General features: G+C 68.0%; 14 protein-coding genes. 7 read left to right on the top strand and 7 right to left on the bottom strand.

The genetic code is table 11. From position 1 onward, the window contains the following. Position 1 precedes the first annotated feature (1 nt). Entirely contained in the window at positions 2 to 1,000 is a 999-nt protein-coding gene (locus L3Q65_RS37430; RefSeq protein ID WP_182893723.1) for a beta-ketoacyl-ACP synthase III, read from the bottom strand. 203 nt (positions 1,001 to 1,203) lie between these two features. On the opposite strand from L3Q65_RS37430, the gene L3Q65_RS37425 reads away from it, so the two are divergent. Both L3Q65_RS37425 and L3Q65_RS37420 read left to right on the top strand, forming a co-directional pair. Next, on the top strand, positions 1,204 to 1,674 hold the full coding sequence (locus tag L3Q65_RS37425; RefSeq protein WP_182893722.1) for an Lrp/AsnC family transcriptional regulator: 471 nt from the start codon (positions 1,204 to 1,206) through the stop codon (positions 1,672 to 1,674). 165 nt (positions 1,675 to 1,839) lie between these two features. Further along, positions 1,840 to 2,247 (top strand): SsgA family sporulation/cell division regulator, encoded by a 408-nt coding sequence (locus tag L3Q65_RS37420; RefSeq protein ID WP_182893721.1) that lies wholly within the window; start codon positions 1,840 to 1,842, stop codon positions 2,245 to 2,247. A 148-nt stretch (positions 2,248 to 2,395) separates the two neighbouring features. Here the strand turns inward: L3Q65_RS37420 and L3Q65_RS37415 are convergent, their stop codons facing one another. Then, entirely contained in the window at positions 2,396 to 3,493 is a 1,098-nt protein-coding gene (locus L3Q65_RS37415; RefSeq protein ID WP_182893720.1) for a S1 family peptidase, read from the bottom strand. A 358-nt stretch (positions 3,494 to 3,851) separates the two neighbouring features. On the opposite strand from L3Q65_RS37415, the gene L3Q65_RS37410 reads away from it, so the two are divergent. From L3Q65_RS37410 to L3Q65_RS37400, 3 genes are read left to right on the top strand one after another with little or no spacing between them, the layout of a single operon-like run. Further along, positions 3,852 to 6,692, top strand: coding sequence for an AAA family ATPase (locus tag L3Q65_RS37410; protein WP_237597773.1), 2,841 nt, complete (start codon positions 3,852 to 3,854; stop codon positions 6,690 to 6,692). Then, a complete protein-coding gene (locus L3Q65_RS37405; RefSeq protein WP_237597772.1) occupies positions 6,685 to 7,359 on the top strand; it encodes a hypothetical protein in 675 nt (224 codons plus the stop codon). The genes L3Q65_RS37410 and L3Q65_RS37405 overlap by 8 nt, the downstream gene beginning before the upstream one ends. A gap of 43 nt (positions 7,360 to 7,402) precedes the next feature. After that, positions 7,403 to 7,723: an antibiotic biosynthesis monooxygenase gene (locus L3Q65_RS37400; RefSeq protein WP_182893718.1), complete on the top strand. Its 321-nt coding sequence runs from the start codon at positions 7,403 to 7,405 to the stop codon at positions 7,721 to 7,723. A 49-nt stretch (positions 7,724 to 7,772) separates the two neighbouring features. Here L3Q65_RS37400 and L3Q65_RS37395 read toward each other — a convergent pair whose 3' ends face one another. The 4 genes from L3Q65_RS37395 to L3Q65_RS37380 all read right to left on the bottom strand — a co-directional run bounded on the left by L3Q65_RS37395 (position 7,773) and on the right by L3Q65_RS37380 (position 11,414). Next, positions 7,773 to 8,486, bottom strand: a complete 714-nt coding sequence (locus tag L3Q65_RS37395; RefSeq protein WP_043837749.1) for a G1 family glutamic endopeptidase — start codon at positions 8,484 to 8,486, stop codon at positions 7,773 to 7,775. Between the two features lie 199 nt (positions 8,487 to 8,685). Beyond that, positions 8,686 to 9,741 (bottom strand): ABC transporter substrate-binding protein, encoded by a 1,056-nt coding sequence (locus L3Q65_RS37390; protein WP_182893717.1) that lies wholly within the window; start codon positions 9,739 to 9,741, stop codon positions 8,686 to 8,688. Between the two features lies 1 nt (position 9,742). Further along, complete coding sequence (locus tag L3Q65_RS37385; RefSeq protein ID WP_182893716.1) at positions 9,743 to 10,621, bottom strand: ABC transporter permease; 879 nt, start codon at positions 10,619 to 10,621, stop codon at positions 9,743 to 9,745. Next, the gene (locus L3Q65_RS37380; RefSeq protein ID WP_237597771.1) at positions 10,611 to 11,414 is read right to left on the bottom strand and encodes an ABC transporter ATP-binding protein; all 804 of its coding nucleotides are present in this window, start codon (positions 11,412 to 11,414) and stop codon (positions 10,611 to 10,613) included. The genes L3Q65_RS37385 and L3Q65_RS37380 overlap by 11 nt, the downstream gene beginning before the upstream one ends. A gap of 185 nt (positions 11,415 to 11,599) precedes the next feature. On the opposite strand from L3Q65_RS37380, the gene L3Q65_RS37375 reads away from it, so the two are divergent. Next, a complete protein-coding gene (locus L3Q65_RS37375) occupies positions 11,600 to 13,192 on the top strand; it encodes a sensor histidine kinase (protein WP_182893933.1) in 1,593 nt (530 codons plus the stop codon). Continuing rightward, positions 13,189 to 13,845: a response regulator gene (locus L3Q65_RS37370; protein ID WP_182893715.1), complete on the top strand. Its 657-nt coding sequence runs from the start codon at positions 13,189 to 13,191 to the stop codon at positions 13,843 to 13,845. The genes L3Q65_RS37375 and L3Q65_RS37370 overlap by 4 nt, the downstream gene beginning before the upstream one ends. Before the next feature lie 56 nt (positions 13,846 to 13,901). On the opposite strand, the gene L3Q65_RS37365 is transcribed toward L3Q65_RS37370, so the two are convergent. Beyond that, on the bottom strand, positions 13,902 to 14,558 hold the full coding sequence (locus tag L3Q65_RS37365) for a hypothetical protein (RefSeq protein WP_237597770.1): 657 nt from the start codon (positions 14,556 to 14,558) through the stop codon (positions 13,902 to 13,904). Between the last annotated feature and the right edge of the window lie 45 nt (positions 14,559 to 14,603).

Below are 14,603 nucleotides of genomic sequence, written 5' to 3'. Positions count from 1 at the left end.
CTCAGGGCAGTTCGGGCCAGGTCAGCACCGTAGAACCCCAGGTCAGCCCGGCTCCGAACGCGGTCAGCAAGACCCGGTGGCCCGGCGTGAGCGTCCCGTCGGCGACCGCGTCCGCGAGCGCCAGCGGGATCGACGCCGCGCTGGTATTGCCGACCCGGTCGATGTTCGACACGACCGCGTCCGCCGGCATGCCGAGCTGTTTCGCGGTCGCCTGGAGGATGCGGATGTTCGCCTGGTGCCCGACGAACCGGTCGACGTCGCCGACCATCCAGCCGGCCTCTTCCAGCACCGCGCGCGAGGATTCCGCCATCCGCGCGCACGCCTGCCGGAAGACGGCTGTGCCCTGCATGACCATGAACCGGTCCTTCGGGTTCTCCGGCACCCGCTGCGCCGCGCCGCCCGCTTCGACCCACAGCAGCTTGGCCAGTTCGCCCTCGCTGTGCAGGTCGAACGGGCCAAGCGCGCCGCGTTCGCCGGGCTCGCCCGCGCGCAGCAGCACCGCGCCGCCGCCGTCGCCGAAGATCGGCACCGTGGTGCGGTCGTCCGGGTCGACCAGCGAGGTGAAGACGTCCGCGCCGATCACCAGCACCCGCTCGGCCATCCCGCCCGCGATGAATCCGGCGGCGGTCGCGAGCGCGTAGATGAAGCCGCTGCACACCGCGTTGACGTCGAAGGCGAGCACGGTGCCGAGGCCGAGCCGGGCCGCGACCTGCGGCGCGGTGGCCGGGCACAGCTGGTCGGCGGTGGAGGTGGCGAGCACGACGGCGTCCGCGTGCCCGTCCGGGCCGAGCGCCGCCCGCCCGGCCTCCTCGGCGAGGTCCACAGTGGACTGGCCGGGCGCGACGCGGCGGCGCTCCCTGATCCCGGTGCGCGTGCGGATCCACTCGTCGCTCGTGTCCAGGCGGGCCGCGATCTCGTGGTTCGTCACCACGTGCTCGGGCAGCGCACCGCCGATTCCGGCGACGACGGCGGCACGGTGGCGCGACCGGACAGCGCTCATGGCGGAACCTCCCAGACCGGCTTGTTGGCGGACGTCGCCGGTTGCCTCCCTTGTATGGCCTACCCCTGGGTAGACCGGTCAGTTGTGTTCCACGTCACTAAGAGACCTCTTCCACATTCGCTCGATAGGAGGTATTGCGACCTGCGCCTCAGCCGCGTGGTAAACCCGAGGCTTTTTGTCGGTCCGCCCGGTTAGCCTGAAGTGTGCGCACTCCCGACCTGGACCAGCTTGACCTCGCCATCCTCTCCTGCCTGCAGACCGACGCCCGCACGATCGCCGAGGTCATCGGGTCCAAAGTCGGCCTGTCCGCCGCGGCCGTGCAGCGGCGGATCAAACGGCTGCGCGAAGCCGGAGTGATCGAAAAGGAGATCGCGGTGCTGTCCCCGGCCGCGCTCGGGCTGGACATGACGTTCGTCGTCATGGTCGAGATGGAGCGCGAGAGCATGGCGGTGCTCGACGGCTTCCGCGCCCAGGTCCTCGCCGACGACTGCGTGCAGCAGTGCTACTACGTCACCGGCACCGCGGACTTCGTCCTCGTGGTCACCTGCCCGGACATGGCGGCGTTCGAGAATTTCGCGCGGCGGATGTTCTTCGACAACCCCAACGTCCGGCATTTCACCACGAGCGTCGCGATGGACCGGGTCAAAGTGGGCCTCACGCTGCCGCTTTCCTGACCTGCGCGGAAACGCAAGGGTTCTGTGTCCGGCGTTACGTGTTCGCGGCCTGATGCAACCGATCGCGTGAACGTCGGCGGAACGCCGTCATGTGCTCCCGAGTCGATCATCTCCCTGCCGACCAGTTCGCGAGGCGCGAACGACCGGAGGACTCCAGGAGCAGCCGTGCACACCACCGACGCCGTACACCAGACCCAGTTCGTACTGCTGAACGAGAGCACTACGCCGGTGCTGTCCCGCCTCTCCTTCCACGTGTCGGAGCCTTACGCGGTCACCGTGGCGTTCCGGACCGAGCGCGGCCGGTGGATCGAGTGGACGTTCGCCCGCGACCTGCTCGTGACCGGGCTGGACGAACCGACCGGGATCGGCGACGTACGGATCCGGCCGGACCTGTCCGAGGACGAGGCCTTGCTGACGCTGGAAATCGAGTCGCCCGACGGCTACGCGTCGTTCGAATTGGAGCGCGCCGACCTCGAGGCGTTCCTCGAATCCTCTTACGAACTGGTGCCGCTCGGAGCCGAGAGCGAGCACTTCGACATCGACGGGCTGATCGAGGAGATCAGCAACGTCTGACCAAGGACCTGCCGATCCCGCGGCAATGCGGACAAGGGCGGTTCGAGTGCGCTGGAGGCACTCGAGCCGCCTTTGTCGCGTTTGGACCGAGGCGGGCAGCGCGAGGAGTGCCCGCGTTGACCGTCCGCGGGCACTCCCCTCAACCAACTCAGCCGCGGACGAGCGTCGTGCCCGTCGCCGACAGCGCGACGTTCACCGGGTAGTAGTAGCTGTTGACGGTGTCGCCGCCGGACACCATGCCCTGTGCCTGGTTTCCGCTGATGAACGAACCGCCGGAGTCGCCGTGGTCGGACCGGGCGTTGGTGAGCACCATGCCGGTCACGGTGCCTTCCTGGTAGCGCACGGTCTGGTTCTTGGCGCGGATCGTGCCGCAGGTCCAGCCGGTGGTGGAACCGGACTTGCACACCGAAGCGCCGACGGCGGCCTCGGTGGAACCGGCGACGCGAGTGCCGTTGTTGATCTGGCCGACCGGGGTCCAGTTGCTGTTGACCCGCGCGGCCGCGTAGTCCGCGCCGGGGAAGCGGTAGGTGGTGAACTGGCCCATCGCGACCCGGTTGTAGCCGGACAGCGCGCCGCCGCCGGTGAGCGCGGCGCAGTGCCCCGCGGTCAGGAAGCCGCCGTTCACCGAGAAGCCGACGGAGCAGCGGGACGAACTGCCGATGTAGTACGCGTCGCCGCCGAGCACGTTGTAGTGCGCCTTGGGCACCGCCGAGGTCTCCGTCACAGTCACCGCTGAACTGTCCACACCAGACTGGTGGACGAACTGCTCAGCCGCGCCGCGCTGTCCCTTGAGGACAGTCAGGCTGATCCGGTTGCTCGCGGTGTCGATGCCCCAGCCGGTGACCGACTTCGGCGCGGCCTTCTCGTGCGCGTTGAGCGCCTGCACGGTCGAGTCGAGCTGCCGCGCGCTGAACCGGACGACCTGCGCCTCGGCGCCGGCTGCGCGTACCTGGTCGACGAGCGCCGCGTCGGTCACCGAGACCACGGCCTTGCCGGTCGCCGCGTTGAAGCTTGTGCCGCTGAAGCGTTCGCCGAGAGACTTCTCCAGTGCCGCGCCGACCTTGTTCGCGGCCTCTTCGTTGGCGAGCCGGGTGAGTGCCTGGCTGTGGGTGAGGCCGAGGTCGCGCTGCATCGCCGGGACCATGTCGGGGTTGAGCGGGGCGGCGCTGGCGGCCGGGACGCCGGCGAAGATCGCCGTCACCGCCGCGGCAGCGGTTGCGGCACCGAGGAATCGGATGGCTTTCATGCTTCTCCCTCGCGTTCGGTTCCCCCCGGCCTCGAAGGGTGCGGCGGTGGTCCAATCCACTGCAATAAGGGGGCGCGAGAATAGGTAGCGGAGCAATCCTTAAGTAGGGACTTGCGCGACTACCGAGCGTTGGCCGCCGGAGCGGGCGTCCGTGGGTTGTTCCGCTGAACCGGCGAACTCCACGAGGTTTCGCACTCTTTGTGACCGCAAGCCGGGTTTTCTTCTGCCATTTGGTGACCGTACGGAGGCAGACGTGTGAGCAGCGTGCGCGCGCACCCGCCAGGAGTCGGTTTACCCCGCCCCGCGCACTGCTTAAGCTCCGGGCGAAACGGACAAGATGCTCGCTGGGGAGGTCGTGATGTGGCCGGCCGTTCCGACGGTGGTGTCCGTGCGTCCGCGTCCGGCGGCTTTCTCCGGACGGGACCGCGAACTCGCCGCCGTCGCTGAAGTTCTCGAACACCGGCCTGCCGCGGTGCTGGTCGAGGGCGCGCCGGGAATGGGCAAAACCCGGCTGCTCGCCGAACTCGCCGCGCGCCCGGAGTTTTCCCGGATCCGCGTGCTGCGCGGCGCGTGCCCGCAGCTGGCCGAACCCTTTCCCTACGGTCCGGTGCTGGAAGCGTTGCGCTCGGCCGGGGATCGGCTCGGGCCGCTGAGCCCGGTCGCCGGTGCGCTGCAACCACTTCTGCCGGAACTGGCCGACGTGCTGCCGCCCGCGCCGGAGCCATTGCCGGACGCCAGCGCCGGGCGGCATCGGGTGTTCCGCGCGTTCCGGGAACTGCTGATCGCCTGCGGTCCGACTCTCCTGCTCATCGACGATCTGCATCGCGCCGACCCGGGAACCGGCGACCTGCTGCGGTTTCTCGCTGTCGACTGGCCGCCGGAGCTGGGCGTGGTCGCTACCTGCCGCACCGGCAACTCCCGCGTTCGCACCGCTCCTGAGGTGCACAGCGCACAGGTGACGCTCGGGCCGTTGGACGCCGCGGCGGTCACCGCGATGGCTTGCGACCTCCTGGGGTTGCCCCGGATCAACGCCGAGTTCGCCGCGAAGCTGCACGAGTACACGGCCGGGATTCCTTTTGTTGCGGAGGAAACTCTCCGCGCGTTGCGTGGTGTTGAACTGACCGAGTCGGTGTTGGATCGACTGGAAGTTCCTGCCGCGCTTCAGGAATCGGTGTCCAGGCAGCTGTCCGCGCTGCCGAAGACCGCAATCCGGCTCACCAAAGCCGCTGCCGTGCTTGACCTGCCCGCTGAGCTGCCGGTCCTGAATGAACTGGCCGGGTTGGCCGAGGATGAGATCGCGTTGTCGGACGGCCTGCTGGACGAGGTCGACGACAATCGCTACGGCTTCAGACATCCGTTCGCGCGAAAAGCAGTGTACGATGGCCTCAGCGCGTCCGAGCGGAAATTGTTGCACACCAAGGCAATGCACCTTCCTGGTCAACCACTGTCGCTGCTCGCCGCGCATGCGCACGCCGCCGGATGCGTCGAGAAATGGCGCTATTACGCGGAAGAAGCGGCTGACGAAGCCATCGTGAACGGCGATACCGCACGCGCCATCGACCTGCTGCAGGCGATCGTCGCGAAGGCCGACGAGGACGCGGTCGGCCGGTTGGCGAAGAAGCTCAGCGACGTCTCGTTGCGCGTCTTCCGCCCGGACGTCCATCTGACGCTGGAGAAAGTGCTCGAAGACCGGCCGCTGCCGCCAGCCGTGCACGGGACGATCCGGCTCGCGCTGGGCATGCTGCTGGTCCGCGTCGCCGGACGGCTGGAGCAGGGCCGCGCGGCGGTGGAACGTGCCGTCGCCGAGCTGGCGGATCGGCCGGAACTGGCCGCGCGCGGGATCAACCTGCTCGCGCTGCCGTTCGACGGGCTCACCCCGCTGTCCTGGCACGAGCAGTGGATGCGCCGCGCCCGGGAAGTCCACTCCGGCCTGACCGATCCCGAGCTGCGGCTCGCGCTCACCGGCGACCGGATCGCGACCGCCGCGCACATCGGCGACGGTTCGGCGTGGGCGGAATTCCAGGCGATGCCGGACACCGCGCCGAGCGTCGCCGAACGCGTCCAGCTGGCCCGGTTGTGGTGCAATCTCGCCGACGCGCAGTCGTGGTCCGGCCACCTCGACCGGACCGAAAAGCTGGTCGCCGAGGGCCTGCGCCGGGCTTCCGAAGCCGGCGCGCTGTACCCGAAGGGCCTGATCGAAGGCACCGAGGTGCGGCTCGCCTGGTTCCGCGGCAAATGGGACGGCCTCGCCGAAGCGACCGAAGACGTCCGTACCCGGCACCCGGCGCTGGGCGCGATCGTCATGGAGACGTCGCTGGTGCTGGGCGGGCTGGCCGCGGTGCGCGGCGAGTTCGCGGCAGCGCGAAGACACTTGGCCGACGCCTCGGCGCACCGTCCGGGCGAAGGCCCTATCCCCGTTGTGTTGTGCGCGGCTTCGGTGTTGATCGGCGTGCACCTGTCGACCGACGATGTCGCCGCAGCCTGCGAAGCCGCTGATGTAGCTGTCGACGCCGCACGTCGCAAAGGCGTGTGGGTCTGGGCGGCGTCGCTCGTCCCAGCCGCCGCGGAGGCGTACACGCGCGCAGACCGTTGGCACGACGCCGACGCTTTCGTCGAAGAGTTCGCACGCGGCATCGAAGACCGCGACGCACCTCTCGCCGCCGCAGCCCTGCACGCTGGCCGTGCCGTCCTGACAAACGCTCGCGCGAAACACCTAGCAGCCGCGACGCTCTTCGACACCGCCGCCGACGCGTACGCAGAGCTGCCGATGCCGTACCTCGCCGCCAGCATGCGTGAACGCGCAGCACGCTGTCGTCTCGATGCAGGCCAAGACGGTGCGACAACTGCACTCAGCCAGGCGGCAGCCGCGTACGTACAGCTAGGCGCCACGCGCGACGCCGGCCGCTGTCATCACGTGCTTCGCGAACACGGTGCCTGGGCACCGTCACAGCGCGGCCGTCGCGGCTACGGTCGCGAACTGTCGCCGCGAGAGCGCGAAGTCGCCGAGATGCTCGCGGAGGGTCGGACAAACCGGCAGATTGCCGACGGCCTGTTCCTGTCCCCGCGCACAGTGGAGCAGCACGTGGCGAAGGTCCTTCGCAAGCTAGGTGCGCGAAGCCGCACGGACGTCGCGAGGAAACTGCCGTCAGTTGAAGCGCGCGATAACGAGCACCGCGTCCTACCGTGTTCAGGTGGCTGACGAACGAGTTCCTGCCTGGCGGCGGGCGACCAAAGGCGAGACCCGATGGCCCGCGGCGGCCGTCGTCATCGGAACCCTCGCCCTGCAACTCGCATTGCCCGACGAGATGGTGCTGCACCCGTGGTGGCTGCTGCCCTCGCTGACCGCAGTGCTGATCGTCGCGCTGCTGTTGCTGAATCCCGGACGGCTCACCGAGTTCAACATCGTCGAGCGCATGGTCGCGTTGACCGCGCTCGCCGTCGTCAGCGTGCTCAACGGCGCGTCCGCGGTGCAGTTGGTGATCGGGATCGCACAGGGCGCGCAACGCGGGCACGCGGTGCAGGTGCTGATCAGCGGCGTGGTCATCTACTGGACCAACATCGTCGTCTTCTCGCTCTGGTACTGGGAGTTCGACCGCGGCGGCCCGGCCAGGCGCGCGGCGGGCCGGGCGAACTTCCCCGACCTGCAGTTTCCGCAGATGAGCGACCCGTCGATGGCCAAGGCCGAATGGGAACCGCGGTACCTGGACTACCTCTACACCTCGTTCACCAACGCCACCGCGTTCAGCCCGACCGACGTCATGCCGCTGCGGATCTGGGCGAAGATGACCATGATGGTCCAGGCCGGGATCTCGCTGCTGCTCGCGCTGATGGTGTTCGCCTGGGCGGTCAACGGCCTCCAGGGCTGAAACCCGCTGGCCTCGCCCGCGTCCGCCAGGTATATCTCCAGCCATGGAGCTTCCCGAACCGCCGTACTACGCGGTGATCTTCACGTCCCGGCGCACCGACGGCGACCGCGGCTACGCCGAGCGTGCGGCCTACATGGCCGAGCTTGCCGCGAAACAGCCGGGCTACCTCGGCATGAATTCCGTCCGCGACGAGTCCGGGCTCGGCATCACCGTGTCGTACTGGCAGGACGAGGAATCCATTACCGGATGGCGCACCAATCTGGAGCACACCGAAACCCGTAACCACGGCCGCGCCGAGTGGTACCGCTCCTTCGACGTCCAGGTCTCCCGGGTCGAACGCGCCTACCGCTTCGAACGTCCGTGAAGGGAACCCTGCGGGAATCAGATTCCCGCAGGGTTCCGCGCACGACCTTTTACTGGCGGGTCATGGTGAAGCTCTGGCCGTCCGAGCCGATCGCGCCGGGGGTCCAGGTCGCGCTGCCGCCGTCGTCCGCGTTGAGACCCTGCGGGCTGGTGTCGGCGAGGTTCTTGCCATCGAACTTGACGCCGTCGAACTTCACGCCGCCGTTGATCGCCGGGTACGAATCGGACGGCGATTCGATGATCGCTTCAGCCGACGAGTGCTTCGCGTTGAGCGACTGCGTAGTCGTCTTCGTCCAGCCTTGAGTGTCGTTCTTCAGGTCGAGTTTGTAGCTGTTGTTGCTGCGCGTGACCGTCGCGGTGATGTGGTCTCCCGCTTTCACCGGTGCCTCGCTCGCCGAGTAGTAGACCGGTGCGGCCGGGTACATTTCGTACCACGCCTGGTATTGCGGGCTGCCGCTGGAGCAGTCGGTCGCCACGCCGGTTTGTTCCACAGAGGACGATCCGTCGCCGTCGATGCCCACCCACGGCGCGAAGAGGTCGTTGCTGGAGTTGCAGGTCGCCGCCGGTTCGGTCCACCCCGCGGTCGCGGTCGTGAAGCTGCCGAAACTGACGTAACCGCCCCAGTTCCCGCCGGAGTAGTGGTTCCCGTGGAAGTGCTTGCCGAAGGTGACGGGTCCGGCTCCCGCGCCGGCCACGAGGGTCGCGGCCGCGAACGCGCCGACCGCCAGCAATCCGAGGGGACGACGGAAAGATCGTGAACTCATGGGCATCCAATCTGGTCACGGGAGTGCCTGCGCGTACCAGTGTTGAATTTCGCTCGCCCGAGTTGGTAGCTACTTTCGAAGGGTATTCACATCTCGGGAAATCTTCACCAAATGTCCCGATTCTCCTTTGTGTACACGGAAGTCCGTGCCCGCCCGCCTGGGGAGGCAGCGGGCCGGCACGGACTCCTTCCGAAGTGGACTACCGCGCCGTACGGGCGTGCGCGGCGTCCACGAACTGGGTCGTGTACGTCTTGGACAGATCGATCTTGTCCTTTTTGGGCTTCACGTTGCTCGAAGACGCACCCAGCACCTTCAGCACGTTCTGCGCTCCGGACGGGTCCATCCGGCCGTCCTTGGTGAACATCGGCAGACTGTCCTTGAGAGACTTGACGTACAACGCCTTGTCCCCGCCCGCGAACGACGGCGGCATCAGATCGGCCACCTGCTCCGCGGTGTGCGTGGAAAGCCACTTCAGCGAATTCACATACGCGTTGGCGAGTTTCTGCACGACGTCCGGATAGCGTTTCACGATTTCGCAGCTCATGTACAGCGAGCTCGCCGGATACAGCCCGCCCAGCGCCGCGCGCGTGCCTTCCGGCGTGCGCATGTCGTAGAGCACCTTGGCCTGTCCGGTGTTCGTCAGCTGCGCGATGGTCGGGTCAGTCGTCATCCCCGCGTCGATCGAACCTTGTTGCATGGCAGAGATAAACGTCTGCCCGGCCCCGACCTTCACCGGCGTGTAATCCTTGCTGCCGACCCCGCCGCGGCTGGCGAGCGCCTTGGTGAGGAAGTCGGTCGACGACCCCAGCGACGTCACGCCGAGATTCTTTCCGCGGAAATCCGCACCGGACTTGATGTGCCCGGCTTTCGGGGTCGCGACCATTTCCGCTTCCCCCGGCACATTCGCGAATTGCACCACGCTGGTGATGCACTGGTCCTTGGCCTGCAAGTCGATCGTGTGATCGTAGAACCCGACCACGCCCTGCACTTCGCCGGCCAGCAGCGAGGTTTCCGCGTTGGCCCCGGACGGCTGGTCGAACAGTTCGACGTCCAAGCCCTGCTTCTGGTACTCGCCCAGCTGCTTCGCGAGCTGACCCGGCAGATAGATCACTTTGGACAGTCCGCCGACCATGATCTTGATGTGCGGCCGCCCGCCGTTGCCGAGGTCGATCTCCCGGGAATCCCGGCAGGCGCTCACCCCGGCCACGGTCACCAGCGCGGCCGCCGCGACCGCGAGTGTCCTTTTCAGCCGCATCTCAGATGTCCCGCCGTCCGTCGTCGGCCGACATCTGCGGACGCCAGCGCAGCAGTTTGCGCTCGGCCGAACCGATCAGCCATTCCGCGAACAAGGCGACGACCATGATCACCAGCATCCCGGCGTAAACCCCGGCGGTGTCGAACGTTCCCTGCGCATTGGCGATCAGGAAGCCCATGCCCGCCTTGGCACCGGTGTACTCACCGACGACCGCACCGATCAACGCGAAACCGAACGCGACGTGCAGGGACGAAAGAATCCACGACGTCGCGCTGGGCAGAACGATCGACTGCAGCACCTGCCACCGCGTCGCGCCGAGGATGCGGGCGTTGTCGATCAGGTTGCGGTCCACTTCACGGGCGCCGGTGAACGCGTTGAAGAACACCGCGAAGAACACCAGCACGAACACCGTCGCGACCTTCGAGGACAGTCCGAGGCCGAACCAGATCACGAACAACGCGGCGAGCACGATCCGCGGCATTGCGTTGGCTGCCTTGATGAACGGAGCCAGCACCTCGGCGAGATACGCGCTGCGGCCGAGAATGACCCCGCAGATCACGCCCGCGACCGCACCGAGCACGAAACCGATCACGGCTTCCTCGACGGTCACCAGGATCTGGTACCAAATGGTCCCGAAGTCGGTTCCGGTCGTGAACCATTCGGTGAGCCGTTCCCAGATCTTCGACGGCATCGAATAGAAGAACGGGTCGATCCAGAACCGGCCCGCGATCTCCCACAACCCCAGCCAGGCAACGAGAATCGCCAGCCGCAGCAGCCAGACGTTGCGCTTGTGCCGTCCGGCGGAGCGCTTCGCGCGGGAGAGAATGTCCTGTTCGGTTTCGAAGACCGGCGTCGGCGCGGTCTGAGTCTCAAGCGACACCGGTCGCTCCCTTCTGGCGGGCCTTGTCGACCTCGCCGCGCAGCGATTCCCAGATGTCGGAGTAGAGCTTGCGGAATTCCTCGGTCAGCCGCAGGTCTTCCACCTTGCGCGGCCGTTCGAGCGGAATCTCGAAGACGTCCTTGACCGTCGCCGGGCTCGTGGTCAGGACGACCACCTTGTCCGCCAACGCGATCGCCTCGTCGAGGTCGTGCGTCACGAAGATCACCGCGGCACCGGTGCCGGACCACAGTCGGAGCAACTCGTCCTGCATCAGCGCGCGGGTCTGGACGTCGAGCGCGGAGAACGGCTCGTCCATCAGCAGGATTTTCGGCTCGGTGACCAGCGTCTGCGCCAACGCGACACGCTTGCGCATCCCGCCGGAAAGCTGGTGCGGGTAGTACTTCTCGAACCCGGCCAGTCCGACGCGGCCGATCCAGTCGGCCGCCTTCTTCCGAGCGTCCTCTTTGGACGCACCGCGGAACCGCGGCCCGGACGCGACGTTGTCCAGCACCGAACGCCACGGCATCACCGCGTCGGTCTGGAACATGTAGCCGACGCCGTCCGGAATCGACTTCACGTCGGACCCGTGCACGACGACCCGGCCCGCCGACGGCGGCTGCAACCCGGAGACCAGGGACAACGTGGTGGATTTGCCGCACCCGGTCGGCCCGACCACGGCGACGAACTCCCCCGGTTCGACGGTCATGGTCAGCTCGCGGACAGCGGTGTGGACAGAACCTGATCCGCTCGGGAACCTTTTGGTGGCGCCGATCAGTTTGATGAGTGGGGCCATCGAGGTGACTCCTTCGTCACGGTGGGGACTCGCTCGAGGCAGGTTAAGAGCGGGTTACACGGGGCGAGAAGCTTGTCGACGTTCTGCGTGCGCTCTGCACGTTCTCCACGTTTTGCTCGTTTAGCGCACAGCGCTGAGCTGGGGGTATGTTCCCTGGCATGCCGAAGTGGGCGCTCTTTCCGCGGATGCGGTTCACCCGTCAGGTGCTGCTGTTGCAGATCGGCGTGGTGGTCCTCGTCGTGGGCCTCGGCGTCGCCTTGATCAGCTGGCTCCTGCGCACGACCCTGACCGAACAGTACGGCGAGCGCGCCTTGGCGATCGCGAAATCGGTGGCTACGGAGCCGGTGGTGATCGCCGGTGCGGCCTCCCGGAAACCCAACGCGGACCTCCAGCAGCGAGTCGAAGCGGAGACACAGACCGACGACGCGCTGTTGTTCGTGGTCATCACCGATGACCACGGCATCCGGCTGGCCCACCCGACGCTGTCCGCGGTCGGCAAGAGAGTGAGCTCGCCGTGGGAGGAGGTGATCGCGGGCAACGACGTGGTCAGCGAGTTCAACGCGGGCACCTTGGGGCCGTCCGTCCGCAGCAAGACCCCGATCAAGCAGGGTTCGCGGGTCGTCGGCGAGGTGAGCGTCGGCTACCGGGTCGGCGAACTGACCGGCGACTTCAACCGGCTGTTCATCCTGACCATGGTCTTCGGCGGTGGTGCGCTCCTGATCGGCGCGGGTGCGTCCGCCCTGCTCAACCGCCGTCTCCGCCGCGTAACCCACGGCCTCGAACCCCACGAACTGACCGAACTGCTCTACGAACGCGAAGCCGTCCTGCACGGCATCGGCGAAGGCGTGCTGGCCGTCGACGCGGAACACCGGGTGACCGTCCGCAACGACGAAGCCGAACGTCTCCTCGGCACCCCGCTCCCAGTCGGCGCGCCGCTGGAGGAACTGGACCTGTCCCCGCGAGTGCACAAAGCCGTCGCCGAAGGACGGCCTGTGGACAACCTCCTGGCCGTGGCCGGAAACCGCGTCCTGGTGATCAATTCCCGTGCCGTGCAACGGGATGAGCGCGCGCTGGGCACGGTGTTGACGTTCCGCGACCGCACCGACCTCGACACCCTCACCCGCGAACTCGACGGAATCCGCTCGCTCTCCGACGGCCTTCGCGCACAACGGCACGAGTTCGCGAACCGCCTGCACACACTGTCCGGTCTGCTGCAGCTGGGCCACCACACCGAAGCCGAGGACTACCTGCAAACCCTCACCGAAACCACTGCCTCGCGTGCGGAACCGCTCGACGATCGAGTCACCGATCCGTATCTGCAAGCCTTGCTGGTCGCGAAAACCGAGCAGGCGCAGGAAAAAGGCATGGAACTGCGACTGGCCGACGACGCCTGGGTCCCCGCCTCGGTCACCGACCCGATCGCCGCGGGCACCGTGATCGGCAACCTCGTCGACAACGCCCTGCACGCCGCGCGCATGGGCCCGCGCCGCCCCGCGTGGGTCGAAGTCGGTCTGCTAGCCGATGGTGCCACCTTGCACGTGTCCGTTGTAGACAGCGGACCCGGAATTGACGAGACCTTAAGGGACAAGCTTTTCGACGAAGGAGTGTCCACAAAGCTCAGTCCCGGGCACGGCCTCGGGCTGGCCTTGGCCCGCCAAGCCGCCCGCGCCCGCGACGGCGACGTGTGGCTCGCCGACCCCGGCGGCGCGACGACCGGTGCGTTGTTCGTGGCCAAACTTCCCGGCCTGCTGGACCGACCCGAGGAGACCGACGCATGATCCGCACCCTGATCGTGGACGACGACTTCCGCGTCGCCGGCGTGCACGCGGGATTCGTGTCGGAGGTACCGGGCTTCACCGTCGCCGGGGTCGCGCACACGGCCGCCGAAGCCCGCGCCCGCGTACGGGAACTGGCCCCCGACCTGGTGCTGCTGGACGTCTACCTGCCGGATGAGCCCGGCCTTTCCGTCCTGCCCGATCTGAAGACGGACACCATCGTGCTGTCCGCCGCCACCGACGCAGCGTCGATCTCCGCCGCGATCCGTGCGGGGGCCCTGAACTACCTGATCAAACCGTTCACGACGCGGCAGTTGTCGGAACGGCTCACGTCGTACGCCCGGTACCGCGGCCTGGTCACGACCGAACGTCCACTGTCCCAGGACGACGTGGACCGGGCCTTCCGCGCCCTCCACGATCAAGACCGCGCGGCGACCCCGAAGGGCCAATCAAGCGCGACGGCACGCCTGGTGTCGGAGCGGCTGCGCGGTTCGCCGACCCCGCTGTCGGCCGCCGAAGTGGCCCGCGAACTCGGCATGGCCCGCGCTACGGCGCAGCGATATCTGACCGCGCTGGCGGAGTCGGGAGCAGTGGAGATGCGGCTCCGCTACGGCGCGACGGGACGTCCGGAACACGAATACGGCTGGATCGGCTGACCCGTCGTGCGTGTTCACGCCAGTTCTCACCGGCATAAACACGCACGACCCTGTGGTCAGCGCCCGCCAGCCATCCGCTGTGCCGCGTCAAGCCAGGGCTTCCAGTCGAGGAACTGGTCGATGCCCACCCGCGCCGGGGTCTTGCTCGGCGTCGGCGTGTCGAGGTCCGCACGCGGATCGGCCTGCGCCGAGGATTGCGGAGCCGCCGCCGCGCGCGGCGTAGTCGGGTGGACCGGATTGTGCCGCCGCGCCGGAGTCTGGTGCGCGGGCACCGGGACATAGACCGTGACCGGCGGGGCGGTCTGCGTCACCGGCGGCGTGATCGTCGACGGGACGGGGATCTGCTGCTCGGCGATCGGAACGCGCTGCTCGGCCTGCACGACGGCGTCGTCCGCGGGCTGTCCGGGCAGCGCGCCGGTGAAGAAGCCTCCGGCGAGCCAGCCGAGCCCGACCAGGACCACGGCCAATCCGGCGCCGACCCACACCCGGGCCCGCCGCCGCGACGCGACCGCGCGCGGTCGTTCCTCGGCGGGCGCGCACCCGGCGATCACCGGGATCTGCTGGGTCGATTCGCAGCTCGTCTCCGGCGCGGCCTCGTCCGGCAGCCGCGGCCCGCGCGGCAGGCTCGCGGCGATGATGCCGGTGCGGTCGACCAGTTCCCCGGAGGCGCGGTCAGCGGGCGCGGCCAATCGGCGCTCGGCAAGGCGCAGCATCGAGGGCTACCTCCGGGGTGCGGACACACGAGTGGACTGGCAGCA

The sequence above is a fragment of the Amycolatopsis sp. FU40 genome (assembly GCF_021903635.1).
Taxonomy (GTDB): Bacteria; Actinomycetota; Actinomycetes; order Mycobacteriales; family Pseudonocardiaceae; genus Amycolatopsis; species Amycolatopsis dendrobii.
Note: the sequence above shows the minus strand (reverse complement) of the source record. Positions and strands in the feature narration are given on the sequence as shown.